We start from the raw sequence: 26,282 nt of genomic DNA on the forward strand, positions 1-26,282 counted from the left end.
CACTCATTGGTTTAACTAGTTTTATCATGAGTGTGCTCATCGTTTTGTTGTGATCCTTTTTTAGGGACGATTCGCCAATCTCGAAACCATGCAAGGTCATTAACGTTGAGTTGTTTAGCGTACTGGTTAATTTGATCTGAAGACATCAATGGCTGCTGCTCCTTCAGTGTTTGGTCCAAATTAGTGAAGGCTAAATTTAGCGCCAAAATATCAAATTTCATGCCGTATTGAGTAGCCGCCTTCAAGCCTTTCGCCCAGCTACGAGCGGCTTTTTTGGGTTGGCCTGAGATAACGTCATACCAACCTTGAAGAAGTTTTTGACGCGAGACGGCTATGCTGTAAATCGACGTGTGTGCTCGAATGTGTTTGAGTGACAGTTGAACCCACTTTTCAATGTTTGGGTCGCGCTCGTTAGCGTTTTTCTTTACTTCAATGCCCCACAATCTAATGGCCGCTTCACCTTGAGCGTAGCAACAAGGAATTGACCTCCAGGTGGTTGGTCGCCCCCAATCTTTTACGACAGAAGCACCAAGTTTGATCGACTCAATGGCTTTACTGTGGTTGTGCTCACGAATGGCCAACAGACTGATCGAACTTGACGCTTCGAGGACATTAACTGGATCGAACCCTTCAGGGTGTCTTTGATAGAGTTTGTCCAGTTTGGCGGTTATCTTCTTGGCGACGCCATAATGGCCTTGCATGATGGCGGACATCGCCCACATACAATAACCCCATGCCTGAGTTTGATAAACGCCTCTACTGAATCCTGACGCGTAGATTTGTTGGTAAATATGGCCATCCTCCTTGATGGAATGAAAGTCACCGCAGGTTAAGCCGGCAATACAATAGACTGAGGCGGCTTCTTCCCATCGCCTTCGGTCGCCTTGAGATTTTGCCAGTTCTTGTGATTTCAATAAGGCTTTATCATGCCCAGACCAGTTTCCATCTTGCGCTAGGCACATGCCTCCAGCCAAATGGTACCAAGCCCAAGTGCCAGGGTCATCAATGGCCGAAGCCACTTCTTCAGAGCGCGCTATGTAAAACTTCGAGAGTTTCATGAGAGGAATACCCGCCAGCGCGTTACCCATAGTGGAATAACTTCTCGACAATGTCGGGGTGTTGTCGTTGGTCGCTTCAGCAAGATTGGTTGCCGCGAATGCCGAGTAGATTAGTCCTTCCATCTTTTCTAGGTAGTAATAGACAAGAAACTGTTTGTCCATGATTAGCGCAGCGAGGTGCGTTTCAGGAACTTTGTCAGTGTCCACCTTTTTGTCTAAAAACGGGAGGTAGTGATGTTGGAGTTGTTTGCCAATTTGGCCGAGAGCACGAGCAATAAAACCGAGCTTGCTTTTTGGCAGGTGTATACCCAGCAATTCTAATGCTTCAGAAAAGTCCTGCTCCGCTTCTTCGGGGTAGCCCATGGCGAGCTGGGCCGCACCACCCATGCTTTTCCATCGAGCCTGTTTTAACCTTGACACTGTCAGGTGATTCTCTGACAGCAGCTTTTGAATTTTCTCTAGGTAGTTGAGCGTTTCACGGTTAGCGAACAGTTGGAAGGATTCTTCTATGGCAAGTGCGAAGTAATGCAGGGCTTTTTCTGGGTCTTCAGCTCGCTGCCAATGTATTGCAAGCTCAGCATTCTTACCGGCCACTTCATGAGAATTACGTTCAAGCCACAGCGCAATTTGCCGATGCATCTTTTTACGCTGGCTGTACAGCATTAGATCATAGGCTACCTTCTGAGTTGCTCTGTGCGTAAAAAGGTAGTCGACATGACGCACTTTGGGTTGTGTCATGCCAATGATACTCAGAGCATCGATGTCTTGATGTAGCGCCTCACGGTCAGTCTCGACGGGGTAAATATGATGCAGCTCTTCCATTGAGAATTGCCGTCCGATGATACTGGCCGTTTTCAGGGCTAATTGCTGGTCCAGACTAAGTCGTTCTAAACGGCTGACGATCGCGCTTTCAATTGACGAGGGAAGTTCTATATCTTGAGCGCTTTTTATGCCTGGAGCGAGCGTACAAACGCCTTCCTCTATGAGCAGTATTTCACGTTCACGGAGGTCGTTGGCCAGTACTTCGCTATACAAGGGGTGCCCCTCTCCTCGTTCTCGAATGAGCTCTAATATTTCATCTGGTACGTTTTGTACGTCGAGAGCTCTGCAAACAAGTGCAGAGACTTCTGGCTTTGACATTGCCTCCAATGACATTCTACGAGTACCAAGGAGTTCCACGATTTTTTCAAAGCTAGTTGGGGGCTCGCCTGAAAAAGGCTGAGTCAGAATAATGAATAGCGTGTTTTTTAATTCTCTGATTAAGGAATCCAAAAGCAGCCAAGAAGAGGAGTCCATCCATTGGGCATCGTCTACTACGAGTATCTTTCGTTGACCCACATGAGTATTTTGCAGTATCTGGCCAATGAGAAAGCGAATGTTTTCGGCTCGAGTCTCGCTGGGCATTGACGATGTTTCATTAGTTTCTGGTAAGCCGAGTTCCAATATGTCGTTAAGAAGAGGCAGCATTTCGCGTCTTATATTGGGAATGGCATTAGCGAGTTGGATGAGATAAGCCTGCTTGTCACTTGAGTTGGTTAGCTCGTTAAAATTCAGCGCTTGGTATAACAATTCGCGCCAAACCCCATAGAATGAAATTTGCACGGCACTGGCGCTCGCTTTGAAAAATGTATCCTCGTAGTCGATTGATAAAGACTGTTGGAATGCGGTTACTAACACCGTCTTTCCCATCCCAGCTTCGCCCTCGATGACGACGCACTTGGCATGCCTATTTTCGTCGAAATCGTTGACCGATTCGTTGAGGTAGTCGAGTTCTTTTTTACGGCCAACTAAGGAAATGTTGAGCTCTGAGGTGGTGCTGGTGAGTGTCAGAGGGCGGTAGATATCGACGCTCAAGTCTTTGCCCTTTAAATTCACCGAACGCCCTTTATCAAACTGAACCTCGTCAGAGCAAGCCTCGGCAGTTACAGAGTCACAGAGAACCCCTCCATCCGCCAGACTCATTAGGCGAGCCGCTGTGTTAACGCCGTCCCCCATCAATGTGTACTCGCAGCGGTATTTTTCGCCCAATGTACCGCAATAAACTGGGCCTGAAGCAACGCCAATTGACACATCTAACCCCATTTTTTTTAAGAGTTTATTTGTGTTCATTGCCGCTTTGACCGCGCGAAGGGGGTCGTCTTCGGCCGACATCGGAGGTATTCCAAAACCCGCGATGATTGATACGCCTTTGTCATCACAGCTGATCTTGTCGAGGCTGCCCCGCTGTCCGTAACACACCTGCTGAATGGTGGTGACTATTTGTTGCGCGAGTTCAATCGAAATGTCCACTTTGAATTGTGGAAGGTTGATGAACAGCACGCTAACTCTACGGAGCTCGCCTAGTAGGGCGGCGTCAGTTTGCCCGGCTGCAATTCTGGATGCCACTGCGGCAGGAACGAAGCAACGGACTTTCGATTCGATGTCTGGCGTCAGTGTGAAAGGCTGCTGATTGGTTTTCAGCTCCCAATCCGGAGTGTGAGTTACGTTGTAGACGCCGATCGCTCGTTGTTCCGAGTGAAGTTCGTCTGAATTGATTTGCGAAATACAGTCAGCGCTGATCAGCACATCGTCTGGCAAGGCGACATCGCCAAGTCTTCCGACATCAGAAATGGCGTTACTTAACACGGCGTATTCCCAACGCCCGAGTACTCCTCCTAGAACCAGACCAACGATGTTCCCAGAACTGACGGCCACTTTCAGGCTTAGACTAACGCGATGTTGTTTGAGTATTTTAGCGGACACGTCTTTAGCTACTTTTTGCATTGCGACGCCGCAAGAGACAGCACGTTTAAGCCCAAGTTTTCCGTTTGTACAAGGAAATAGGATGAGCATTGCATCACCAGCAAATTTAATCACATCTCCCTGATGATCTTTGACGACCTCAATTAAATGGTCAAAGTAGTCTGATAGCAGCATGCTCAAATGTTCAGCGCCGATGGCCTGGCCTCTGCCGTATTGCCCCATTAATTTTTCCATGAGGTTAGTGAAACCGGAGACATCAGCAAATAGTACGGCGGCCGGGTACTCTTTACTTTGGTGGTTTAGCGAAATCTGGCCTTCAGCCAGGTCTTTGAGTAGTGCTTCGCTTAAAAACTTAGAGAATACGTCCAATCTTTCAAGTGCACGTATATCGCTGTTCGACAATGAGGCGCTCGATGAAGTCGGCTCAAGTGATGTGATGGTTTTATTCTCGGGTTGCAAGTGTTCAGTCATCAATTTAATGAGTCATAACTCAAAACCGGTCGGCTTGTTTGGCATGCTGATGACTCTGACAAATTCGCGGCGAAAATCAGAGTCGCAGCTAGGGCTTTTGAAAAAGGGCACCTAAACGACACTTGTATTTTCTTCGACATCATGGCTCCCACATTTACGCATCAGCTAAGATCATACAATATATTTTGCCGTGCAGAAGCTAGTTACGGTAAATTGACATTTATCTAGAGTGAGTTGGTAAAGCCGGGTCTGGGAGATTGTCTCTACGTTTTGATGGCAACGTTGGCCTTTGCCTTGGCATTAAGGATCGAGTTTTAATTTTAGTTCGTCCCGATACCGTCTCGATATTGGTAACGTTTTTCCATTGACTAATGTGAGTGATCCGCCGCCATGATCTAAAACCTCGATTGATTCCACTCGATCTAAGTTGACACCATAAGAACGTTGGATACGGCAAAATCCATGCTCAACCAAGGTTGGTATCAGTGCGCTCATTGTATTTCTAGTCGGGTAGATACTCTTGCCGACATGAAGGTTAACGTAGTTTCCGGAGGATTCTAACCAGTCAACATCGGCAATTTTTACAATGAACTCCTTACCCAATTTTTTCACTAAGATCCGGTCGGTGATGGTCGGCTTTTCATCGCTGTAGCCTATTAAATTAGCCTCTCCGCCGACGCGGCTGACGATAAATCGATAGCATTGTATTGCTGAAACTAATACGGCAAATGTTAGAAGATCTTTTCTGTATTCGTACAGGAAACCAAAACCAATAGCACCGAAGCGATAGTCGCTACCGGCCAGCCAATAGACAGTTTCACGAATTAGTACCATTCCGGCCACGTGAAGCACGCTGAACACCAGTGAGCCAATGAACAGTACGATGATGGTTTTTATGAGATTAGCCCAGCTAAGCCATGTCGAATTGAGCAGCCAATTGACCAGTGGTATCAATATCAAAATCATGATGGCGCTGCTGAATTCCCATAAAAACGGCTCCCAGGTCTCGAACGGATACTCCTTTGAGCCACTTGCTGCTTCTTCCATGATGCGTGACGTAGCTAGGGTTAGGGCATTCGCGAAGAAGAACAGCGTAAAGGCGCCAATCATGTAGGGCGTTTGAAATTTTTGGAAGTGCTTCAATCGATTCATGCTTAATTGTTACTAGAAGCGATTTTAAAATCAAATTCTTTAACCCCAATAACCGCCGCTTATCCCTAAAGCGTGTCGACCTATCACTTTCAGCGCAATGAACTCGGGATCTTCGTTAGGCTAGCCCCATAATTATTAAGTCTTCAAAAATTTACCGTATGGCCGATTTATTAAATGTCTCATCAGGGCGTCGTCATGAAATTGACTGGTTACGCTCCCTTGCGTTCATCCTTCTTATTTTCTATCACATTGGGATGTTTTACGTCGAAAATTGGGGGTGGCATGTAAAGAGCGAATATCAGAGTCAATTTTTGCAGAACCTCATGCTGATGGTTAATCCTTGGCGTATGGCATTGATATTTTTCTTGTCAGGATTCGCCTTATGTTTGATTGAGCCAAAGATCAGCAGCATGGCGTTGTTAAAGATTCGCTTCACTAGAATTTTTGTCCCGTTGCTCATCGGTATGTACACCGTGTTGATACCTCAACCTTATTTCGAAGCGGTCCAACACTATGGTTATAGTGGTGGGTTCTGGGCGTTTACAATTGAGTATTTTAACCCCAATACCGAACTTCTTCCGCAAATGCATCATGGCCCCTTGGGACTGGTCACGTGGAATCACCTTTGGTATTTGGTGTATTTGTGGCACTACACGCTGGTGTATCTAATTCTAAAGCCGTTATTGTTGCGCGTTGCTCGATTTATCAATGAAAGCAGTGTGATGCCGTGTTGTTGGCTCGCTATGCTTATCAGCTTGATCACGTTGATGGAAGTGACTTTGGAGCCAATGTTCCCAGCAACCCATGCGCTCATTGATGATTGGTACAATCACGCTCGCTATTTTACGGTATTTTTGGCTGGGTACTTTGTTGCAAAGTCGCCGCGAATTTTCGATAGAATTGTGGCTTTTCGATGGGGCTGGGTTTCAGCGGCAATCCCATTGTATTTTCTTTCCTTAGTTTTACATCAAACCGGTTACTTTGAGCTCACTACGTTGTTCGACCAAATAGTAGCTACCGCGTGTCTGGTAACAAATGCGTTATGTTGGATGTTCGGTTTGATCGCACTTTCAGGGCGGTTCCTTACTAAGAGTAACAAAGCACTCACCTATTTAAATGAAGCGGTGTTGCCATGGTACATATTGCATCAATCGGTGATCATCATGTTAGGAGTGTTGTTCAGCTCCATGGAGTTGGGCGGGGTATTCGAACCCATTCTTTTGGTGACAATGACATTTTGTGTGTGTGCCGGTTTGTACGAGTGCATTCGGCGCTCGAATGTCTTGCGAGTCGTGTTTGGTATGAAACTTGTTTAGTGTCAGCTTACTGAATAGCCTTGTTCTTTTATGCTTGAGACTCTTGAACGGGCAAGTGGAACCATCTGACCGGATTTGAGTCGAAGTTTATAGTCGCGGCCTTGTCTGATAAATCCATCGATTTGCTGGTCCGAGACCCACCATGATCTATGCGGTTGTATGCCTTTCTGGTGGGCTAATTGTTTAAGTGCAAGACTGAATCGACCCCTTACCAATGTGACCTGGCCTTTTACACACACTTCTAAGTAGTGTTCTTGCGCTTTCACCCAGTCTATCGAATCTATTGGCCAATGGTGGCTTTCGATTTTTAGAGTGCGCGAAGCGAGGTCTGAGCTGGCTGATTGTCGTAGTATTTTCTCGTTGGAGCGTTGATTAGCGACGCCCATCGACGTCGTGAGAATGTATCGCATCGCCAGAGCGAACCCTCCGATCAATGTGACGGGCAAGGAGGTGAATACAAGAAATTCCCAAAAAGGGTCGTGTTCTTTGGGCAACAAAGGAGTGTATTTTAGAGCCGCTAACTCAATGGTCATTAATACCGTAGTGGTAAACAGTGCAATAACCGTTCGAAGTAGGTGGGCCGTACTAAGCTTAGTCGTAATTCTCCTCAAAACCTTGTCTAAACCTAATGCCTGGAAAACGATTAGCGCGCACACAAGTACCCACAACGTTGACCTAGTTAAGACGTGTAAGTTGTGGGTGTTGTAGGCTCGTCCAATGGTCATTACTGAGGCGAACCCAAGCACGATAATGAGATAGAACAGAGCCGAGAGTGAAGCTTGCTTGGAATCGCTAAATCGGCCGAAATTGAGTTTCGAAAGACCGTTCATGACACAGAAAGACATCTCATGACGGAGTTGTTTCTTGGAAGTTCTATGGGGTCTAACATGACTTTCAATTGGTTTGCGTAGCTCGGTTTCGGCCACGCTCCTCTTTCATTAACGATATCACTATTAGGTAATTAGTATGCTTAAACAATTTCTATTAACACTATCTATGCTTACCCTCATATTGGCAGTAAATGCAGCCAATGCTCAAGAACGAAAGCAAATACCAGACCAGCGGACCGTAGGCACTATACCATCGACGGAGGATCTCGAGGAAATAACGCGTTTGATGCAAAAGTATAAAAAGGCTTGGTCAACTCACGACGCAGTGAGTCTGATCGCCCTGCACAGCGAGGACACTGAGTGGATGAATGCCTATGGCCGTATTTTTCAAGGCCGAAAAAGCCTTCAGGAATTTTTTGAAGATCGTCTCTTTCCTGGTTTCCCTGTGAGTGTTTCTAAGCGTGAAATGGATAATCTTGAAGTTGTCTCAACACGCTATATTGGTTCAGCCGTCGTTGTATTACACCTTTTTACCAACAGTGAGCGAGGTGAATCGCGTAATGGAAACGACGCTTCACGACGCACACACATGCATTTAGTTATTGCCAAGTCGACCGGTGGATGGGAAGTAGAGCACACGGCAATCTTTGACGTACGATAATAGAACCGGTTTCCTCTTCGCTTTGTAAGCCAGAGGAAACCTTAGCGGCTGACTCAATCAAACGCGATGGTTCATCGGACACATGTTAGGCAATCGCTGTGCTGACGAGGTGCAAAATACATGCCCCTGACAATACTAAATTTGATAGTAATCCACCTACAAAGCAAAGCGTTCTTGAGCCGCCAGCAACCTTCCCCTTGCCACTGTAATAGACCCCCCAGAAGGCGAGCCGAAAGAGTACGTGTATGACTCCCGCCCAGTTTACGATGATTGAGCTGACCCCAATCAATATCGCAATAATCAATGAGACGCTAAACGCGGGCAGCGATTCGACTGAATTTGAATAGGTTCTTTGTACCCGGAAGCTTAATAACGTATGGTCACCATTGAGCGGCATTCCTGGAACTTGTTCTTCCTTAAGAAATGCCAACGGTGCTGTTAGTAGGCTTTGTAGAAGCACTGAGAAGCATAAAATTGAAAGAGCAATTATTGCGGGTAAATAATCGTTTGATAAGAGCATAAGAGAATTGTGGTCGAATGAATTCATGATCATTTCTCCTTGCGTTACATGTCCATTGGCAGGGCTTGTGCAACTTCGATGGTCCCGCCATTGTCGATATGTGGGCATGTTTTAGCCATCTCTATTGCCGCGTCAATAGAGTCAGCTTGAACAATTGTGATTCCAGTCAGAGGGTTTGCTCCTCCATTATCAGTGACGCCCGATGCTTCTACAGTCTTAGATTGGCCCACTGGCATGCCAGGGTCTATCAATGCTTCTTTTAATCCGGTGCTCCAAGCAATCCAGTCTGTCATATGTTGGGTTCCTTGTTCCTTTGTTTCGAATGACTTGCCTCCGTGATAGGCGAATACATAGTTGTGCATGTGAATTTCTCCGTAAATTAGTCGATGGTTAGTGTGTTTGCCTCAGAATTGAGGTGAGTAGAATTGTGGCAGGAATTTTAATATGTTAAAGAACATATTAAAATTATTGAACGGTCTTAGTCAGCGGTATGCCATACAGCAAAGTACATAAACAACAAACAAGAGAGCTGATTGTCGAAAACGCTCGAGTGTTATTTAACCGTCATGGTTTTCATGGGGTGTCAATTGACGTCGTCATGGAGTCTGTTGGCTTAACGAGAGGCGGCTTTTATAATCATTTTAAGAGTAAAGAAGAGCTATATCGTGAAGCCGTATCGAGTTTTTTAATGGGGCGAGGAGCTCAATGGCGCGACAGTGCTGGGATAGATCTCAAGAACTTGGATCCAGAGATGGCGCGGCAAATGTTGAAGAGCTACTTGTCGACGGAGCATCTGGGCGATATCGATGGCCAATGTCCGATGATCGCTTTGCCGTCAGACGTTGCACGTGAGAAACCAGACGTGCAGGCCTCGTATCAGATGCTGCTCGAAGCGATGGTGAGTTTGTTCACAGACGGTCTTAATTGTCGGACAGGAGATGTAAGACGAAAAGCGCTTTCTCTAGCGGCTCTAGCGGTGGGCGGAATGGTCTTGGCGCGGTCACTCCCAGATTCTTCGCTGGCAAAGGAAATACAAGATGCCGCTTTGACGTCTGCGAATGAGCTAATTGACTCAGACGAAGCTTGAATTCAGTGGGAGCCGTCGAGGTGCATGATCAGCTTCAACAATTGCAACCAAAGCAAAGAAAGAGAGTATGATACCCACCAAAGTATTAGTAGGGTGTAATTATGCCGCGCATGAGTTCCAAAGAGAAAGCAGAGTTTCGAAAATCAATGGCCGAAAAGGGATATTCACGTATCCCTGTGTATGCGCCTACTAACGCAAAAGAGTTGCGAGCCGAAATTCTTGAAGTGACCCAGAAAATGATTGAGGAGTACGAGCTAAAAAACGAAAGCCCTTCATAACGGGCCGTTGGCTAGGGGAAGATTTTAGTTCCTGAGTTTTGTCCCCAGCTTAAGGTGATGGCCGGTTCGTTATTATTTCCCCAACGTTTGGTTGTCAATGTGGTCAAGCACATCCTGAAGAGGAGCTACCCAATAAAGGGTCGGATTGTCTTTGAGATGGTTTACTAATTCTTGATGTGCTTTGGTCGATGTTGCTAAATATTCGCCTTTGTCGATAACACCATGAAAGAGAAAGGTCATTATTGACCCTGAGGAAATAGAGTTTTGGGCTGCACTAATTAGTTGATCGCCAGTCTGCTCTGACGCATCCATTGCGTTGATCATGAATCGATCAAAGGTTAACGGGTTGTCAATACCGATAAGATGGTGATTGGTCGCACTTTCACTCATAGGGTTGACTGGTGTAGAAGCAAAGCGAGCACCAGTAACGTGTTTCTTTAACGTAGGTATAACGCTATCCCCGCCGCCCACATCCGTGTCACCACAAGGGTAGGCGAAGGTGCGACCACGTTTTCCATCGATAGCCTGTAATAGCGTGTTTGTTACTTTAAGCTCTTCTTCAAATTGGGCGATTGTGTAACGATCTAAGTCATAGTAATTGGCAACCCAATCTCTGCCTGGATTGGATTTTTTACAAGGATGGTGCAGCATGTGGTTACCAAGCTCATGGCCTGATGCGGCCGCAGCTCGCCATTCTTCCATTCTTTCTGATAGTTGTCCTCGCGCACCACTAACGTAAAATGTTCCAGTTAGCTTCGCTTTGTTTAGTTGGGGAATGGCGTGATCTAAATGCGAGTCCAGTGTGTCGTCGTAGGTTAGAACCACCGCCGCTTTCGCGCCGTTTGGCCACGTTAAAGAATTTGCCAGAACAGAGTGGCAGCCAATAAAAAACAAAATACATCCAACAATGTAGGCGCGAAATACTGAGCAGAGCTTTGTGGTCATATTGCTTATAATAGAGGGAGCTTTCAGAGTTCTTCCACGTTAGGATAATTGGCTATGAAAGGCAACCCGTGAGTACAACGCGAGGGTATAGCATCTGGAACACAAATCAGGTGTTGGTTCAGGCTATCTACGTACACGACCTGTGTAAAACTATGCGATAATTAGTAAGACATAGAAAAGAAGAATTTCTTCATCTGTTTACTGCTGGCAACAGAGTAATCTAATATTAACCTAACTGATCGTTAAATTTCATGGAACAACTCTTAACACCTCGTGCTGCTGTCTTGCTAGCAGCGATCACCGTCTCTGCTGTTGATGGCGAGCTTGATAGCAATGAAGTGGCCATCATTAATCGATTGGATGGCTTTACTACTTCGGCTGATTGGGATTTCGCTATCGGGGTTTGGAATGATACTCCAATGGAGGATTGCGTTGCGCTAGTGGCTAAGTCATTGAACGAGCGCCAACAGCGTATTTGTTTCGCAAACTTAGTGGATATCGCCATGGCGGATGGTTCATTGCATGAATCCGAGAATGTGCTCCTCAGAGCGTACACGTCTGCGTTTTCCGTTACTGATGGAGAAGTCGAGCGTATAGTGGATGTGATTACACTCAAAAACGACAAGACAGGTTTTTAGAATTAGGAACTTAGTCAATTTGATTGTGGTGATGCAGTGACACGCGGGGTCATAATAAGTGTGTTCCAATAACCGCAGTCAAAGGAGAACCCGTTGCGATGTTTAAGTCTGGTGCTTGTATTGAGCATCCTGTTTGCGTGCTTTTCATCTAGTACCTCAGCTAAGGTCTACTCCCCTAAGGTGGTGCCGGAAGGGTGGGTGGATGATTTCGATTACAAAGGGAATGTGAATGAGTATCTGAAGGCTGAGGTTGAGCGCGCGCAAGAATCGAATTTAAGTTTGTACGTGTATGTGTTCAGCGACAGAAGTGTTCATTGTCGGAAGGTTCGAAAGTTACTTTCAAACAATCTAGTTAAAGAGGCATTTGAACACACACGGGTGGTCATGCTTGACTACTACCAACTCATAAACGTGTCTGATGCTAAAGCCGCACAATTGGCTAGGAACTATCATTGGCAACCTATGATTATTCGAGTCGACAGCCATGGCAGTTTGACACAAGACGTACTGTACCCCGGTAAGCACCTGTTCCATTATGATCGAGGGGTCAGCGCGTCGGGAAGAAAGTTAAGCTTCAGTGTTAAGGAATCAAGTTATAAGCGAATTTGGCCATTCATAAAAGCCTTAAGGTCGTATTTCGGGCTCACGCCTAAGACGGAAAATGATGCCCCACGCTAGCCTTTTGGTGTGCATTTATACTCAAAGTTAACAGCGTAATAGCTTGTAATGTAAAAGATAGGTTCTAGTTGCTAGTTTAGATTGTATACCTTTGTTGGGTGCCGCAACGGCTGGTTAGTGCTTTTGTTGCTATTTACCGACAAAAGCTCGTAACACACACAGGGATCTAGAAATGCAACGTCATGTTGGAAGAAGTAGAAGATCATTATTGGTCAAGGGGGTTGCATTTATAGCCTCGGCGTATTTAGTGGCTGGGTGCTCGGGCCAAGACCTGACACAAGGAGTGGTCGATTCGTCAAAGCAAGCGGTTCAAAAAGGGGTAGATGTATCGCACTATCAGGGAGACTTGTTATCAAAAATAACGTCAACTGATGATATCCAATTCGTAATCTGTAAGGCGACTGAAGGGGTAGATTATATTGACCCTAAGTTTGTTAAGAATTGGTCGACGGCAAAACAGAAGGGATGGGTGCGCGGTGCGTATCATTTCTATCTCGCAGCAGATGATCCAACGGTTCAAGCTGAGCACTTTGCCAGCACCGTCAATGAGTTTGATAGCAATGATATTGCGCCGATTGTGGATGTTGAGCAGTTAAGCCTGGGGGGTAAGGACGTATCCGTAAGTGAATTACAAAGTGGACTAATAGAGTACCTGACTGTGTTGGAGGCGAAGCTTGGTCGAAAGCCGATGATCTACACCAGTTATAATTTCGCTCAACAGTACCTTAATAGAGCGCAAGTATTTGGCAAGTATGACCTTTGGTTAGCTGAATATTCCGGTACTCAAGCTCCTAAAATTCCTGATGCGTGGGCGAGCAAGGGTTTTAAGATTTGGCAGCGTAGCGACAACTATAAAATAGACTCAATTGAAACGGATTCTGATGTTTTCTATGGAGAGCTGAGTGAGATGGTCAAATGAGTATTGTTGAGGAAGTGAGAGCAAAGTTGAAGGATGTGTTCTATGTTCGAGCCTCGTTTCACATCCCTGCACTTGTTTTACTTTGTATCGCGTTTTTCGGGGTTTTTGAAAAACAGGCTTATACTTTTATCGAAGACGTAGATCGTAACAGTTTGGAAATTATGGGTTTCATCGTCGAAATCAAGCAGGTGTTGACGTCGGTAGGCGATATAAAAATCCCCTTTATGCAAGGCTCGTTTAGTGAGGCCGCGAATTCTCTCGATGGTTTAGAGAGTCGCTTGATGTTCTCCGCGGTGGTGATTAATACTCAACTCTTGCTCGCCACATTAAGTAAAAGCATGTTTATTAAATGTGCGACCGTTGCTCTGTTTTTGGCGAGCATGATCAGAACGTCAAATCAGTTGCCAATTAAATTGTTAATCATTGCTTTGGCGATCAATCCTGGTCTGACTCTATATTCATACTCAATAAAATATTTGACGGTTGATGGAGTGTCGAATTTCGATGATGGTTTGCATCAGAACTTGAGTGAACTCTCAGCTCAGTTGAGACAAGAGCAGTCACACCTTTTCGCCGCACACAAAACCGAGATAGCAAAGATTGATGACAGTAAGTCTCATTTTAAGTTTATAAGGCGGATTGCCAGCGATATCTCCTATGACGCCAAATTGGTCAGTACCAAGGTGGCGGGCGATTACAAAGAGTTGAAGGCTATTTTAAATCTTGGAACCAAACGGCTCATTAAAGATGTGATTGTTTATATTGCTAAATCGCTATTTTTTATGATGTTGTTACCCTTAGGTTACATTTTGCTTGTCTATATGATCTACCAGAATCTTGTTCTGAGCCACCGGGATCGATTGCTGGGCCGCGTCTGATCACTGATCTTGTAAAGGTCCGTGCTTTTCACACGGGTTATTATCATGAGTGGCTGTATTCGAAGGGAAATTCGAAAGCCTACGTATCATCTATTAAGCGCTAGAATAAATGGGCACGAGGTATCACTTTAAGGTTGAGCTTAATTGCAGTGCTCATGAAATGGTGATCCTGAGTCGGCTACTTATGCTAGTAATTGATAACGTAGTTTACTTTTTTAGGTTCGATACTTTGAAAACCCACCTTAATAACCGTTCTTCCGCCTGCGCATTTAATTTGCACATTAAGAGGTTGTCATTGGCTCTACTCTTACTTTTTGTGGCGGCGTGTGCCAATACTCAAAAGCTTACTGAGAAGCCGCCTGCCAACGTTAATTTGAGTGGCGATTGGGTTTTGGATAAGGACGCTAGTGATACGGTTGTCCTGGCGCCGCTGCGTCAAGCAAATGCCAAAAAGGGGCGATCAAAAGGTAAGGGCAGAGGAAAGGGCGAACGCGATGGTTCAAGGCCACGACGAGGTGAGGCCGATCAGGCCTCAGGAAAAGTTAGGACTGAATCGAGATTGGCATCGATGGTTACGACACAAATGAAAATCGAACAAGACGCTCACGGTATCGGGGTGGCGTATCCCAAACATCGCTATCGTGATATTGATTGGGGCGAAGTGGAAACTCGAAGATCTACCGTGATTTCCGGTTGGAGATCCGATGGCTCTTTAGTCGTAAAATCAAAAAGCGATCATAGAAGCTTAACCGAAGTATACCAACTCAATCACGAGCGGAATATTTTGACTGTCACGTTTCTGGTTGATCGACAGGGAGGGGAAGATGAATTTACTCGAGTATTCAACTTAAGCCCAGCCACGAGAATTCAGTGATCGCGTGCTACTCTTTACGATGTTAATCAGATGAGAGAGATATGCATAATAATCACGAAGTATGGCTTGAAGTTGCGCTCAATGGGGCTGCTGGTAGGGCCTATCAACCACTCATACCAATCAGTGCGAGCGAGATAATTAGTCAGGGCATTGATTGCGCTCATGCTGGCGCGAGTGTGATTCACCTTCATGTTTATGATGATGCAGGCCAACCAAGCGAAAACGTTGATCAGTATCGGCGTGTTATTGAAGGTATTAAAGAGAAGGTAGACATTATTGTGTACCCAACCATCGCTCTCACAGGAACTGCTGAGCAGCGTTACTCGCCTATTGAGGCGCTAGCGAAGTATGGATTACTCGATTGGGGAGTGGTTGATCCTGGTAGTGTCAATATAACGCATCGATCTCAGATTGAATCTGGGGAAGAAGGGTTACTATACAACAACCCCGATTCGCACATTCAACATGGTTTGAAGTTAGCCGAAAGGGACAATTGGAGGCCGGCATACGCCATATATGAGCCTGGCTTTTTACGGTCGGGAGCGGCTTTTGCGCAAACCGTACGTTTAGCGGATCCGCCAGTGTACCGACTGATGTTTTCGGATAATCTATTATTTGGTTGTAAGCCGACAATACATGCTCTCGACTTCTATGCACAAGTTATTGCCGACGAGTTGGGGAACGACGCCGACTGGATGATCTCTGGCTTGGACGCACACATCCAACATCTGATTGCACCAGCTTTAGCGATGGGGGCACACATTCGAGTGGGATTGGAAGATGCGCCCTTTGGTACTCTGGAAACTAACGTTCAGCTAGTTGAGGGGGCCGCAAACCTCATTGAGCAAAGTGGTTACAGCATTGTTGCACCAGAGCCATATTATAACGGCGACAGGGGGCCTAAAGTGTGCGAGCGGGATAGGTAAGATTGCCAGGTTTCCTTTTTAGCTTGATGCTTTGGTTGCGCGCGCTTGTTTACGATAGAGACGCTGACTTTCGAGCGTTTGTAAAGAGGCGCTAGTGCGGTTCTGATGAGGTTCTTCATGGTGTATTTCCCTCTGTATTGCTCTGGGTTTAACGTTAATAACAAGGTTTTGTGCATCGGCTGAGTCACAGTTGAACGCTTCATAATGAGAACGATATTGCCCTCATCGAGCACATCAGTCCTGAGCGTTACATTTAAAAAAGATGATGGTTTTCTGATGGGTTATATTTTGGCTTAGAGATCAATATTGACCTTACTGATCAATATAAGTCTATGACACAGTTATCGATTGACTGAGGTCCGTATTGTTTACATACTCAGTCTCAGTATTGGGGCTCTCTGTTGCGACCGATTGTGTAAAACCTATTCAAACGAGAAGATAAATAAGATGACCGTATACATTGTTTCTAGGCTCACGATTCACGACCGGAGTGAATACGATAAATACGCGGACAGATTTGATGAAGTGTTTTCAAAGTTCGATGGAAAGTTGCTCAGTGTTGACGAAGAGCCAGTGATTCTTGCAGGGGAATGGGAAGCAACTCGATCAGTTATCATTGAGTTTCCTTCTAAATCTAGCGCGTTCGCCTGGATGCGATCCGATGACTATCAGCAAATATCGACTTTTCGAGATGCCGGTAGTACGCTTAGCTCCATTCTTGTCAAAGGCGGAGACCATAGCTAGACCGCAATAAAAAGATCCATTTCAGGGGTGGGATAGGGGTGTCATAGCGTGATCCTGTTTTAATGTTGTAAAACTCCACGTTTACAATAGACCGCCACCATAGCGTGGCCATACCTAATGGCCTTTCTCCATAATTATAAAAACAGTGATGAGGTTAATCATAAGATGAAGTACACCGTTGTAGTCGATTCAGTAGCGGCAATTCCAGAGTTTATATTTAAGAGCAGACCAATCAAGGTATTGCCGATTTCGATAAACATTAATGGTGAGGTCAAGCCGGAAATTGTCGATGAGAAAGAGCTTATTGAATACTATAAAAGTGGGGAGCTGACGGTTCATACAAAAATTAAAACCGCTCCGCCAAGCCCAGAACAGATTACCGATTTTATTCTTAACGAAGTTGCTCCTTATTCTGACTTTGCGCTCTGCCAGACTTTTTCTAAAGCAGCCAGTCCGATTTACGATAATTTCGAGAAAGCAGCTTCGAGTATTGCGAAACGCTCACGTGAAGTCAGAGATGGTTTGGGTATCGAACAGCCTTTCAGAATGACTTACCTAAATACGGGTACTGGAATTGCCGCGCAAGGCTTGGTTGCTATTTACGCGGACATGCTTCTAAGTCGCGGAGCCGACGTTCAGGAATACACGGATACAATGGAAAAGTTCACCCGGGTGATTCGTTCTTATGCCATCGTTAGGGATATCTATTACAGTCGTCAACGCGCACTGGAAAAAGGGATTAAATCCGTAGGTCTGGCACCGGCGCTACTAGGCAAAGCAGTGGGTTTGACGCCGATCATTGAAAATTACGGTGATCAAAGTGGCCCTGTCGTTACTAAACGTAGTGAAGAGAAGGCGTTGGAATCGTTGATCCGATATGCAATCGATCGAGTTAAGGATGGTCTCTACGTGCCGATCGTTAACATAAGCTACGCGGGTGATTTAGACGATATTTACGCCATGCCACTGATTCAGGAACTGAAGGACGAAGCCAAGAAGAAAAAAATACAGGTGCTGTTCGGAGTAATGAAACTCGGCTCGAGTATGATGTACGGGCCAGGCGGCTTTTCGATTGGGCTTGCGCCTAAAAATAATAAAGCCAAGCCTGAATAAATCCGACTGATTTTTGCTCAGTTAATTTCTGGCAGTGCATCCAATCAAAGTGGGCAAGTAAGGTGTGTCTCTGCCCACATTGAAGGTGAGAGTTTAAGTCGGCGTTTATTCGCCGATTGATGCTCCGTCCTGAGGGTTTTCGAGCCAAGCGGAAATATCTTTGCCTAGCGTTTTAACGCATCGTCCAAGGACTGCACAAGAGCTTTTATAACCAGCTCCAAAGCCGCCGCCGCTAGACCTCTGGCCATCGAACGATGCCACTTTCTTACCATCCTTCCAGAGCGAACCGCGAATTTCAACGAACTTCCGATGTCCTATGAAGGCGTTTCCTTGACTGACCGCATCGGATATCTCCAACTTAAGTACTTTGCCTTTATCTGATGTATCTAAGGAATCAACCAATTCAATGTCAATGCCCTTTTTGCTTGAATAGCTTTTGGTGAACTTGGCGAGTTTGCTGCCTAAGTTGGTGCATTCGTTTATTATTTTGTTACGTATATCGTGCCCTTCCTGGTAAGGAGTAGACGAGATAACCTTAATTCCTTCGGCGTGCGCTGCTGACACAAAGACGACGGTAGTAAGAAGAAAAAATGTATTTAGTAGGGTGATTTTCATGCTTAAATTGAATCCGTTTAACGTTAAATTAAGTTGTTTTACAACGACTTAAAGCATAAGGCATTATTTAAAATTACCAAAGAAAATGTTGAGGATAGTTAGAATCTGTTTTCGCGGCGCGTGCGCGGACCTCCGAGTGTGGGCTCGTGCTGACCTAGTGAGAACATAAACGTGTACACAATGGTCCATGTATGATTAAGAGGCTTTTTATTCGATACACCTCGAGAGTATGACAAACTTCTTCAACTATTTGATTGACTTACTTCGACGGTTGTTACCGAGTGTTGGTACGGCATTACCGCACGTTGGCAGTTATCAGCGAGACATACCAACCTCGTTAGCGCGTATGTTCGAAAACGCCTTGGACTACAAGCACTTACCGTGGTTGCATCAATCTACGTTCTCAGAGTTGCAGATAATCGAGTCTGGTGATTGGGGGTGGCGTGCGATAGCCCACTTGTCACCGAAATCTCCCTTCAACAAAATGGAATTAGAGCTTAGATTGGATCGCGACAAAAGTCGATGGGTGACCAGAACTCTGAGTGGCCTAGGAAAAGGCACTGAGGTATGGACCGTGGCGATGCCGACTGGAACGGCCAACGACAGCCAAAACAGCGAGCACGGAATTCGCGTAGTGGTAGACTTTTTTGTCCCGAAACTTCCGCGTTTTTTACACGCTTTTTACGCGCAAGCTTATCAATCGATGTATCAAAAGTTGTATGACGAAGACGAAACCATGATGCTCGGCCGCCAGCGAGCGCTTGATCAGAAGAAACAAGATATCAGAGTAAACGAAGACCAGCAAAATGAAACAGAGTTGCTTGTTGGCCATACCCAATCCCTTGACCTTAATGGTGTAACCCCATTCGAATTGGCTGGGAAACGCTATGGATTGGTGTATCTAAATGAACGATGGCAAGCCTTTAGTGCGGTGTGCCCCCACCGATTAGGTCCGTTGAATCAAGGAAAGATCATTGATGGTTCTGTTGAATGCCCATGGCATGGCTACCGATTCGAAATTAGCAGCGGTCGGTGTTTAACGCATCAAAGTCTGACGCTCTCTGAGGCCCCCACAATACATGTTTCCGAAGAAGGGGCTGTCATGGCGAGTTTTGCTGATCAATCGCTTTGTTAGATAACCAAACAAACTGATATGGCGCTAAGTGTATGGTCTCCATATCTGATGTGTAGACCTTTCCTGATATCAAGTCGGACCACTCATCAAGGTCAATTAGGTTTACTGAGCTCTTAGGTAAGTCAATCGTTTGATCGGAGACATTGTGAATACAAAATATGCTTTGGTCTCGCTTGGCACTTTGGCGCCAAAATGCGAACAAGTTACTTCCTAGATGGAGTGTAAATTGGACGGCATTGGGGTGAAAGGCGCTCTGAGCAGATCTTATTTTTAGCAAATCAGTGATCAAGCGATATACTTTTGAGTTATGGCTATGACTTGATGCAAGCTGTTTTTCGAGCTTACTCAATTGCCAACGATGTCGATTAATATTGCGATTATGGTTTGTGCGCTCCAAGTATTCATAATCGTTTTGAGTGCCGAGTAAGCTGTGGATATAAAGGCCCGGTATGCCTTCCAAGGAAAACATGATTGCGTGCGCACAGACAAACCTAGCAATCTGAAATTTATCTGGGCCATTTACCGTGCCTTGCAGAGCGTCAAACAACGCCACATTAACCTCGTAGGGTTCGTTTTTACCGTTTGCAATGGATCGCCATGAAACCCTAGCGCCAAAACTTTGCAGCGTGTTAATGAGTTGATCGAGCTCTTTCTCTTCAAGCAATCCTTTAACTGGCCTCAAGCCGATACCATCGTGGCTGGCGATAAAGTTGAAGTAGAAGGTTCCGGTTTGTGCTGGTGGCATGCTCATTTGCCACCGTTTTAAATGCTCGCTTGTGCCGGTTAAAAGAGCGTGGATTAGTAGAGGTGGCAATGAAAAGTTGTACACCGCGTGCGCTTCATTCGAGTTCCCAAAGTAGGAAAGATTTTCGTGTGTGGGCACGTTGGTTTCGGTAATGACGATGGCGTCCTTAGTGTGCGCTTCAATGAGTGTTCGAAAGAGTTTGATGAACTCATGAGTTTGCTCTCTGTGAATACAGTCGGTGCCGATTTCTTTCCATAAAAACGCCACGGCATCAAGCCTGAATATCCGTACTCCCTGTTCCAGATATCGTCGAATAATGCCCAGCATTTCGAGGTAGAGTTCGGGGTTTTTGTAATTTAGGTCCACTTGGTCATGGCTGAAGGTGCACCAAACGTGCCTAATGCCGTCTAGAGTCTGAGTTTCTCTGAGCAACTCTGAGGTCCTGGGTCTTACTACGTTTGACACGTCATCTGAGGGGGATGCTTCAAAAAAATAATCTTTGCCGGGGTGTTTTCGTTGCTTAAAGTTTTCAAACCAGCGGCTTCGTTGCGAACAGTGATTGACCACCAAATCTGACATTAGATTAAACTCTTCTGCGAGTGCTTCGATATCAGACCAATCGCCCAAGGCGTCGTTGACTTGGGAATAATCAATGACAGAGAAGCCACCATCTGAACTGTGAGGGAAGAAAGGGAGTATGTGGATTCCAGACACTACGTCGCCCAAGTAGTTTGTAGCGAAACGTTTGAGCGTTTTGAGTGGCGCTTCATTCTCAGATTGCACGCTGTCGCCATAGGTGATCAACCAAACGTCTTTCTCGCTCCACTTGTTAACGAAGTAAGGGCAGGGCTCGGTGGCGTCAGATAGGCCCATCTTGACCAAGGAGCGGCTAGCTAAAATTTGGCTATCTTGATCCGGATAAATACGACTTAAATAGCCCTCAACCAAACTGTGTAACTTTGACATAGATCAATTCTCAATAAGCATTTGAAGCCGGTTTAGCCGTATTCCTTCATGTCGGCGTCGACCGCGTTGATGAATTCATTCGACAGTTCCGGAAGCGCGCTGTTGACTCGGTTCCAGCTCGCGATAAATGGGGTTTCCATCGGGTTTTCCAAAAAGTCTTGCCCGGCTCCTAATACGTTTTCCGCAAACATTTCAATCGCGGCTTCTTCAGCGTGTATGTCCAGATGTAAACCGTTCATCTCCGCATCGTTATAGTAGGTTTCCACGAAATCGAGTGCGATACGAAAGTACGTTGCTTTAATCGCTCGAAACGTCTCAGCGTTAAATACCACGCCATTCGTGGCTAACTTTCGATAAAGTGTTTTGCAGATATCCACAGACATCTTAGATAACCCTTTGGCGGTATCTTCGGCTGATAATTCTTGATGTTTATGGTCATAAACGTCGGCGATGTCTGCCTGACACAACCTATTATTGGCATAGTTTCTGTTCAGTTCCGACAACACTCCTATTTCTAGGCCCCAGTCGCTGGGAATTCTTAAGTCAGTGATCACTTCGGTTCTGAATGCAAACTCTCCGGCCAAAGGGTACCTAAAGCTGTCGATGTAGTCCAAGTAGTCGTTTTGCCCGTACACCTTCTTTAATGCTCTAATCAATGGGGTGACAAGCAATCGAGTGACTCGGCCATGCATTTTTCCACTCGCTACACGGGCATAGAATCCCTTACAAAATTTATAGTTGAAATTCGGGTTTGCAACTGGGTAGAGCAACCTAGCCAACAGGCTACGATCGTAGGTTAGGATGTCGCAATCGTGGAGCGCTACTGCTTTGGCGGTGTCTTTTGCCAATACATAGCCAAAGCAATACCAAACATTGCGCCCTTTACCAAGCTCCTTTGGCGCTAAGTTTTTTTCAGCCAGTCGTTGGTCTAACTCTTGCAGTCTGGGGCCATCATTCCACAACACTTTAAAGTTTTGATTTAGCGGCTTGAAAAAGGAAAGAGCCTCTTTGTATTGAGCCTCGGTCGCTTGATCAAGGCCAATTACAATTTCATCCAAGTAATCAACATGACTCAGTTCTTTGACTATGTTGGGTAGGGCTTCGCCTTCGAGTTCAGAGTAAAGAGAAGGTAAGACTAGGGTCATGGATTGTTTTTTGCTGAACTTTCTTAACTCAGCTTCCATGTCGCTTAGGTCACGCTGACGAAGATTGTGTAGTGTTGTAATGATGCCGTTTTGGTAAAAGTCAGCCATTTAATTAAGTCCTTGTTTGATTAGGTAGAATTGCATTGATTGCTTCAGCCCATCCTTCTGGGCCGTATTTTTTTGTATAGACAACGTCTTTTGACGTAGTGACTTTGGGGTATGGAGATACTGGGGATCTGACACACACGGGAACATCAGCCACATTCAACATAGCGATGTCGTTCTGACTGTCACCGAGACAAATTAGCGCGGGGGACGAGGCTGACGAAGATAAACCTGGGAAAAGCAGTCCCGCGTTAGATCGCAACCATTGCAATGGTTTGGCCTTATCAGTGTTGCCCATTAAGTGGAAAAACCTACCGCCCTTAAGAACCTTAAACCCCGCTTTCAGCGACATGGATTCGAATTTATCGAAGTGCCGTTCGCTGTCTTGCCAAATGAATGGTTCTGAGTATTCTTTCATTAAGGCCAGTTTTGAGTCAGAGAGGTTGAGGCCTGTTTGATCGCTAACCTGATTAGGAGTCCAATCGTTAAACCCTTCAAATTTAAAGTCAGTCTGTGTTCTGACTTGAGATAGAAACTTTAGAATTTCCGATCGAGGTGCGCCAAATCGTATGTGATGACGTTCGCCCTTGAGTATGGATGAACCATATTCGCTCCCGGCAAGAGGCATGGAGGATGGCAGAACGATGGCGCTGCCATTTTCGATGATCAGCGGGGTGTCGAGTCCCAGCTGCTGGTGTATTTTTTCCGTTTCGGAGTAAGTCTTGCTGGTATTAAGCAAAATAGGCACGTTGTTTTCTTTACATAACGCAATCGCAGACAGCGCGCTACTGAAAGAGTACGTGTGGTGGTCGATCAACGTACCATCTAAATCAGAAGAGACCCAAAAGTTCACGGTGTCTCCGCAGGTTTAGTATCTAGGTGCGTTATGTCGTGGTCCGAACTAAGCATTAGCGTGAAGTCGGCTTTCAAGGGCATGGTTTTCAGGCCCCATTCGGTTAGGCGCTGAAAGTGCGCAATAAACCGAGATAACTGATCCGTGTTGAACGTCTGCAAGGTGTTACCGTCAACATTAGCATTACGTTCTATCAGTTGCTCTTCTTGTTGGCGCCGCCACTCAAATACGCATGAAAAGCTCGGCGCCTGCAGGGTTACCATTAGGTCGAGTCGAGCGAACAGTCGCTCGTATTCGTTGGTCAATTTGTGGTTGATGAAATTTCGCCACACTAGATCCGCATCTTCTGTTTCTTCCAGTGAGTTACAGGACGTTATTAGCGCTTCTTGTGGCTGGGAGCTAAGCCCAACACACCAGCCTTCAAAGATCAGAACATCCGCGGATTGAGCGACCACCGTCCAGTCTTTTGTTGCTGCTCGGTCATCGTATTGTTTTTCGAATACGGGTAGCTCGAAGGATAGTCCGGCATCGAACCGGTTGAACGTGTTGGCGATTAGGGACGTGTCATGCGTTCCTGGCACTCCGCGTGTGGATAGCAATGGGTGTACCGTTTTGGCCAGGGTCTGTCTTTCAGCGCGAGTGAGATAAAAGTCATCAATCGAACATACCGCTACTGTCAGTCCATGCTCTATTTCTAACAACGCCGCTATAAATTCAGCGGCCGTGCTTTTTCCGCTCCCCTGTGAGCCCTGAATTCCAAGTTTGATTGGCCCAGACTTAACTCTTTTCTGCTGGATTTGAGAGGCAATTGGAGCAAAGAAGTTCTTAACCGAGATTTCGTACCGCTCCGGTAACCCGTGATCTGAGATCAAGGTCTGTATTGCGGTCACTGTGTCGTTACTTAGTTCTGTAGATAGCACGTTTGGCTGAAATTCTCCGTTTAAGTCAGATTGATGTTAGATACATTAACGAACTTATCATTAATCAAGCCGTGTTTATGCTCAAGCAAGTAGCGTGCCAAAGCTTGGATTTCACTAAGTTGGCGCATCGAGTGGATTAGCTGGGCATTGATGTTATGCCTAGTTGCACCAACATGGGGCATCCAAAGACGGGCGATAGCACCAAATTGTTACGCTGCTGGTTAGCACTTAGGTATGCGTGCATCTTCATTTCGTTTTACCCGTCTTTGTAACTCCCACGATCATGACGGTTTATCAAGCTAAAAATCGACTGGTCTGAGCTAGGCCGTCGCTTGTGTCAGTTCAAGCTTTGGTTGCCATTCTTGTTTCTTGACTAGGTTCATCATTCGAACGGCAGCATTGGCATGGAACTTGCTCAAATTTATCTATCCGCGATACGACGCAATTTCTTGCTTTATCACTTGAAATCTCGCCGTGGCGTACTGATGACAATTTTAACGAGGCAAATCATGATTACGAGTAGAGAAGAAGTTACGACGTTAATAATGGCAACGAAAGTAACTCAAGCAATTAGTTGGAAGAGTGTTGCCGAGAGGGTTGGTCTTTCTAAAGAATGGACTACCGCGGCCTGTTTGGGGCAAATGGCTTTTGATAAAACACAAGCGGAGAAAGTGGGTGAGATTTTTGGCTTATCTGATGAGGCCATAGCTTGGCTTCAAATTGCGCCGTACAAAGGGTCGCTACCAACAGCAATACCGACAGACCCATTGATCTATCGCTGGTATGAAGTTGTGAATGTTTATGGCAGCACGATAAAGGAACTGATTCATGAAGAATTTGGCGACGGAATCATGAGTGCAATTGACTTTTCGATGGATATTGAAAGAGAAGAAGACCCCAATGGCGACAGAGTGAACGTCGTGTTATCAGGCAAATTTCTTCCCTATAAAACCTATTAGTTGATTCCAAGCCTCATCATAGAGCGTGGATTGGTGAACGTTAGGATCATCCTCTGTAGGCGAATGAGGCATTAATATACGCAAAAGATCTGATAGAGCCGAATAGCAAGGATGCTCGGTGTTTTTAAAACTCATACGTTGGTACGATTGCTAAGTTGAAGGGCCTTAGTTGCTTGCTACTGAAACAGCTGGTAAGCAGATTTATATCAACCACCCTAGTTGATCCTGTTGTATGATCGATTGACCGTCTTAACTTTTCTCAAACACATTTATGAGCCATGATTCCAAGTCTTCGGAGACAAAAATTGCGCATCAATTAGCAAGACTTTCATCGTCTCAGAAAAGGAGCAATAGACACGCAAAGAAAAGGAATAAATTGCTCAAGAAACAATATGCCCAATCGTTACTGGCCTATGAACAGACAGAGAGGCTGTATCTGTTGGAGAAGTCTAAACTCCAACCTTCATTCACATTGTCGGTTACCGAATTTTTGCTTTGCGAACCTGACTTTATGAATGACCCCGAGCAAGCAACTGAAGCGCAATTTGTTTTGCAATGTGGTTTAGAAATAGATGAACGAATTCTTCGATTTACATTAAATGTCAGTGGTGGTGCCGAGTATTTGAAGCCGAGCTTTGTAGTGGCTCAAACGGAAACTAGCAAACTCGACGATAGAGCTTTTGCTATGAGCGAGACTCTTTATTTTTTGCCTGTTAGGTCAGTATCATTACCTAGAATGCCAGATTCATTTTTGGCTTATTTCGTATACAGAGATAGAACGACAATGCCCGTCATCCTTAAGTACCACATTTGCCGAGAAGAGAGTAGTCAACTTTTACGCTGGGAAGCCCATCATCAAGACACTGTCTTTGCTATGTCGCATGTCAACATATCTGCATTGAGCAATGCTGATGACTGTGCGAAGTTATTTCAGTGTAGGGATTAGATGGTTAATATTACAGGTTATGTTTAACTTGTCTTTGAATGAAAGTCTTAAACGTTGATTATT

At 45.5% G+C, this 26,282-nt stretch carries 26 protein-coding genes; 15 read left to right on the forward strand and 11 right to left on the reverse strand.

Translation table 11 applies throughout. The features are described from left to right. Nucleotides 1-11: 11 nt before the first annotated feature. Both ABWW54_RS09425 and ABWW54_RS09430 read right to left on the reverse strand, forming a co-directional pair. Nucleotides 12-4,271: an adenylate/guanylate cyclase domain-containing protein gene (locus ABWW54_RS09425; protein WP_353411985.1), complete on the reverse strand. Its 4,260-nt coding sequence runs from the start codon at nucleotides 4,269-4,271 to the stop codon at nucleotides 12-14. A 300-nt stretch (nucleotides 4,272-4,571) separates the two neighbouring features. After that, nucleotides 4,572-5,423, reverse strand: coding sequence for a LytR/AlgR family response regulator transcription factor (locus ABWW54_RS09430; RefSeq protein ID WP_353411986.1), 852 nt, complete (start codon nucleotides 5,421-5,423; stop codon nucleotides 4,572-4,574). A 158-nt stretch (nucleotides 5,424-5,581) separates the two neighbouring features. Between ABWW54_RS09430 and ABWW54_RS09435 the strand changes: the two genes are divergently transcribed. Beyond that, nucleotides 5,582-6,739, forward strand: a complete 1,158-nt coding sequence (locus ABWW54_RS09435) for an acyltransferase family protein (RefSeq protein WP_353411987.1) — start codon at nucleotides 5,582-5,584, stop codon at nucleotides 6,737-6,739. Nucleotides 6,740-6,741: 2 nt separating this feature from the next. Here the strand turns inward: ABWW54_RS09435 and ABWW54_RS09440 are convergent, their stop codons facing one another. After that, nucleotides 6,742-7,569 carry a LytTR family DNA-binding domain-containing protein gene (locus tag ABWW54_RS09440; protein WP_353411988.1) on the reverse strand — a complete coding sequence of 276 codons (828 nt, stop codon included), beginning with the start codon at nucleotides 7,567-7,569 and terminating at the stop codon, nucleotides 6,742-6,744. A gap of 136 nt (nucleotides 7,570-7,705) precedes the next feature. Here ABWW54_RS09440 and ABWW54_RS09445 point away from each other — a divergent pair, with 136 nt between their 5' ends. After that, nucleotides 7,706-8,230 carry a YybH family protein gene (locus tag ABWW54_RS09445; RefSeq protein ID WP_353411989.1) on the forward strand — a complete coding sequence of 175 codons (525 nt, stop codon included), beginning with the start codon at nucleotides 7,706-7,708 and terminating at the stop codon, nucleotides 8,228-8,230. 85 nt (nucleotides 8,231-8,315) lie between these two features. Here ABWW54_RS09445 and ABWW54_RS09450 read toward each other — a convergent pair whose 3' ends face one another. Both ABWW54_RS09450 and ABWW54_RS09455 read right to left on the reverse strand, forming a co-directional pair. Then, nucleotides 8,316-8,777, reverse strand: coding sequence for an MAPEG family protein (locus ABWW54_RS09450; protein ID WP_353411990.1), 462 nt, complete (start codon nucleotides 8,775-8,777; stop codon nucleotides 8,316-8,318). Between the two features lie 17 nt (nucleotides 8,778-8,794). After that, on the reverse strand, nucleotides 8,795-9,112 hold the full coding sequence (locus tag ABWW54_RS09455; protein ID WP_353411991.1) for a YciI family protein: 318 nt from the start codon (nucleotides 9,110-9,112) through the stop codon (nucleotides 8,795-8,797). A gap of 128 nt (nucleotides 9,113-9,240) precedes the next feature. Here ABWW54_RS09455 and ABWW54_RS09460 point away from each other — a divergent pair, with 128 nt between their 5' ends. Together ABWW54_RS09460 and ABWW54_RS09465 are read left to right on the forward strand one after the other, a co-directional pair. Continuing rightward, the gene (locus tag ABWW54_RS09460) at nucleotides 9,241-9,837 is read left to right on the forward strand and encodes a TetR/AcrR family transcriptional regulator (protein ID WP_353411992.1); all 597 of its coding nucleotides are present in this window, start codon (nucleotides 9,241-9,243) and stop codon (nucleotides 9,835-9,837) included. Between the two features lie 101 nt (nucleotides 9,838-9,938). After that, nucleotides 9,939-10,115: a hypothetical protein gene (locus tag ABWW54_RS09465; RefSeq protein WP_353411993.1), complete on the forward strand. Its 177-nt coding sequence runs from the start codon at nucleotides 9,939-9,941 to the stop codon at nucleotides 10,113-10,115. A gap of 72 nt (nucleotides 10,116-10,187) precedes the next feature. Here ABWW54_RS09465 and ABWW54_RS09470 read toward each other — a convergent pair whose 3' ends face one another. Then, on the reverse strand, nucleotides 10,188-11,060 hold the full coding sequence (locus tag ABWW54_RS09470) for a polysaccharide deacetylase family protein (RefSeq protein ID WP_353411994.1): 873 nt from the start codon (nucleotides 11,058-11,060) through the stop codon (nucleotides 10,188-10,190). A gap of 251 nt (nucleotides 11,061-11,311) precedes the next feature. Here ABWW54_RS09470 and ABWW54_RS09475 point away from each other — a divergent pair, with 251 nt between their 5' ends. The 8 genes from ABWW54_RS09475 (at nucleotide 11,312) to ABWW54_RS09510 (ending at nucleotide 17,830) form a co-directional block, all read left to right on the forward strand. Then, complete coding sequence (locus ABWW54_RS09475) at nucleotides 11,312-11,698, forward strand: TerB family tellurite resistance protein (protein ID WP_353411995.1); 387 nt, start codon at nucleotides 11,312-11,314, stop codon at nucleotides 11,696-11,698. A gap of 93 nt (nucleotides 11,699-11,791) precedes the next feature. After that, the gene (locus tag ABWW54_RS09480) at nucleotides 11,792-12,376 is read left to right on the forward strand and encodes a hypothetical protein (protein ID WP_353411996.1); all 585 of its coding nucleotides are present in this window, start codon (nucleotides 11,792-11,794) and stop codon (nucleotides 12,374-12,376) included. Between the two features lie 172 nt (nucleotides 12,377-12,548). Then, nucleotides 12,549-13,295, forward strand: coding sequence for a GH25 family lysozyme (locus ABWW54_RS09485; protein ID WP_353411997.1), 747 nt, complete (start codon nucleotides 12,549-12,551; stop codon nucleotides 13,293-13,295). Beyond that, nucleotides 13,292-14,173, forward strand: a complete 882-nt coding sequence (locus ABWW54_RS09490) for a hypothetical protein (RefSeq protein ID WP_353411998.1) — start codon at nucleotides 13,292-13,294, stop codon at nucleotides 14,171-14,173. Before ABWW54_RS09485 ends, ABWW54_RS09490 begins: the two co-directional genes overlap by 4 nt. A 229-nt stretch (nucleotides 14,174-14,402) precedes the next feature. Next, nucleotides 14,403-15,047, forward strand: coding sequence for a hypothetical protein (locus ABWW54_RS09495; protein ID WP_353411999.1), 645 nt, complete (start codon nucleotides 14,403-14,405; stop codon nucleotides 15,045-15,047). A 41-nt stretch (nucleotides 15,048-15,088) separates the two neighbouring features. Next, on the forward strand, nucleotides 15,089-15,973 hold the full coding sequence (locus ABWW54_RS09500) for a beta-keto acid cleavage family enzyme (protein WP_353412000.1): 885 nt from the start codon (nucleotides 15,089-15,091) through the stop codon (nucleotides 15,971-15,973). 447 nt (nucleotides 15,974-16,420) lie between these two features. Continuing rightward, entirely contained in the window at nucleotides 16,421-16,717 is a 297-nt protein-coding gene (locus ABWW54_RS09505) for a DUF1330 domain-containing protein (RefSeq protein WP_353412001.1), read from the forward strand. A 165-nt stretch (nucleotides 16,718-16,882) separates the two neighbouring features. Further along, entirely contained in the window at nucleotides 16,883-17,830 is a 948-nt protein-coding gene (locus tag ABWW54_RS09510; protein WP_353412002.1) for a DegV family protein, read from the forward strand. A 105-nt stretch (nucleotides 17,831-17,935) separates the two neighbouring features. Here ABWW54_RS09510 and ABWW54_RS09515 read toward each other — a convergent pair whose 3' ends face one another. Continuing rightward, the gene (locus tag ABWW54_RS09515) at nucleotides 17,936-18,445 is read right to left on the reverse strand and encodes a hypothetical protein (RefSeq protein WP_353412003.1); all 510 of its coding nucleotides are present in this window, start codon (nucleotides 18,443-18,445) and stop codon (nucleotides 17,936-17,938) included. Nucleotides 18,446-18,674: 229 nt separating this feature from the next. On the opposite strand from ABWW54_RS09515, the gene ABWW54_RS09520 reads away from it, so the two are divergent. Then, nucleotides 18,675-19,580: a Rieske 2Fe-2S domain-containing protein gene (locus ABWW54_RS09520; RefSeq protein WP_353412004.1), complete on the forward strand. Its 906-nt coding sequence runs from the start codon at nucleotides 18,675-18,677 to the stop codon at nucleotides 19,578-19,580. Here the strand turns inward: ABWW54_RS09520 and ABWW54_RS09525 are convergent. The 4 genes from ABWW54_RS09525 to ABWW54_RS09540 are packed head-to-tail and all read right to left on the reverse strand — an operon-like array spanning nucleotide 19,546 to nucleotide 24,314. Then, entirely contained in the window at nucleotides 19,546-21,291 is a 1,746-nt protein-coding gene (locus ABWW54_RS09525) for an alpha-amylase family glycosyl hydrolase (RefSeq protein WP_353412005.1), read from the reverse strand. The two genes, ABWW54_RS09520 and ABWW54_RS09525, sit on opposite strands and share 35 nt — an antisense overlap. Before the next feature lie 32 nt (nucleotides 21,292-21,323). After that, nucleotides 21,324-22,544: a glycosyltransferase family protein gene (locus ABWW54_RS09530; protein ID WP_353412006.1), complete on the reverse strand. Its 1,221-nt coding sequence runs from the start codon at nucleotides 22,542-22,544 to the stop codon at nucleotides 21,324-21,326. A 4-nt stretch (nucleotides 22,545-22,548) separates the two neighbouring features. Further along, a complete protein-coding gene (locus ABWW54_RS09535; RefSeq protein ID WP_353412007.1) occupies nucleotides 22,549-23,394 on the reverse strand; it encodes an HAD-IIB family hydrolase in 846 nt (281 codons plus the stop codon). Then, complete coding sequence (locus ABWW54_RS09540; RefSeq protein WP_353412008.1) at nucleotides 23,391-24,314, reverse strand: phosphoribulokinase; 924 nt, start codon at nucleotides 24,312-24,314, stop codon at nucleotides 23,391-23,393. The genes ABWW54_RS09535 and ABWW54_RS09540 overlap by 4 nt, the downstream gene beginning before the upstream one ends. A gap of 509 nt (nucleotides 24,315-24,823) precedes the next feature. Between ABWW54_RS09540 and cynS the strand changes: the two genes are divergently transcribed. Both cynS and ABWW54_RS09550 read left to right on the forward strand, forming a co-directional pair. Further along, nucleotides 24,824-25,273: a cyanase gene (gene cynS / locus ABWW54_RS09545; protein ID WP_353412009.1), complete on the forward strand. Its 450-nt coding sequence runs from the start codon at nucleotides 24,824-24,826 to the stop codon at nucleotides 25,271-25,273. Nucleotides 25,274-25,649: 376 nt separating this feature from the next. Then, entirely contained in the window at nucleotides 25,650-26,219 is a 570-nt protein-coding gene (locus ABWW54_RS09550) for a hypothetical protein (RefSeq protein ID WP_353412010.1), read from the forward strand. Nucleotides 26,220-26,282: the final 63 nt, after the last annotated feature.

Origin of the sequence: Arenicella sp. 4NH20-0111 (genome assembly GCF_040366405.1) — a bacterium.
Lineage (GTDB): Bacteria > Pseudomonadota > Gammaproteobacteria > Arenicellales > Arenicellaceae > Arenicella.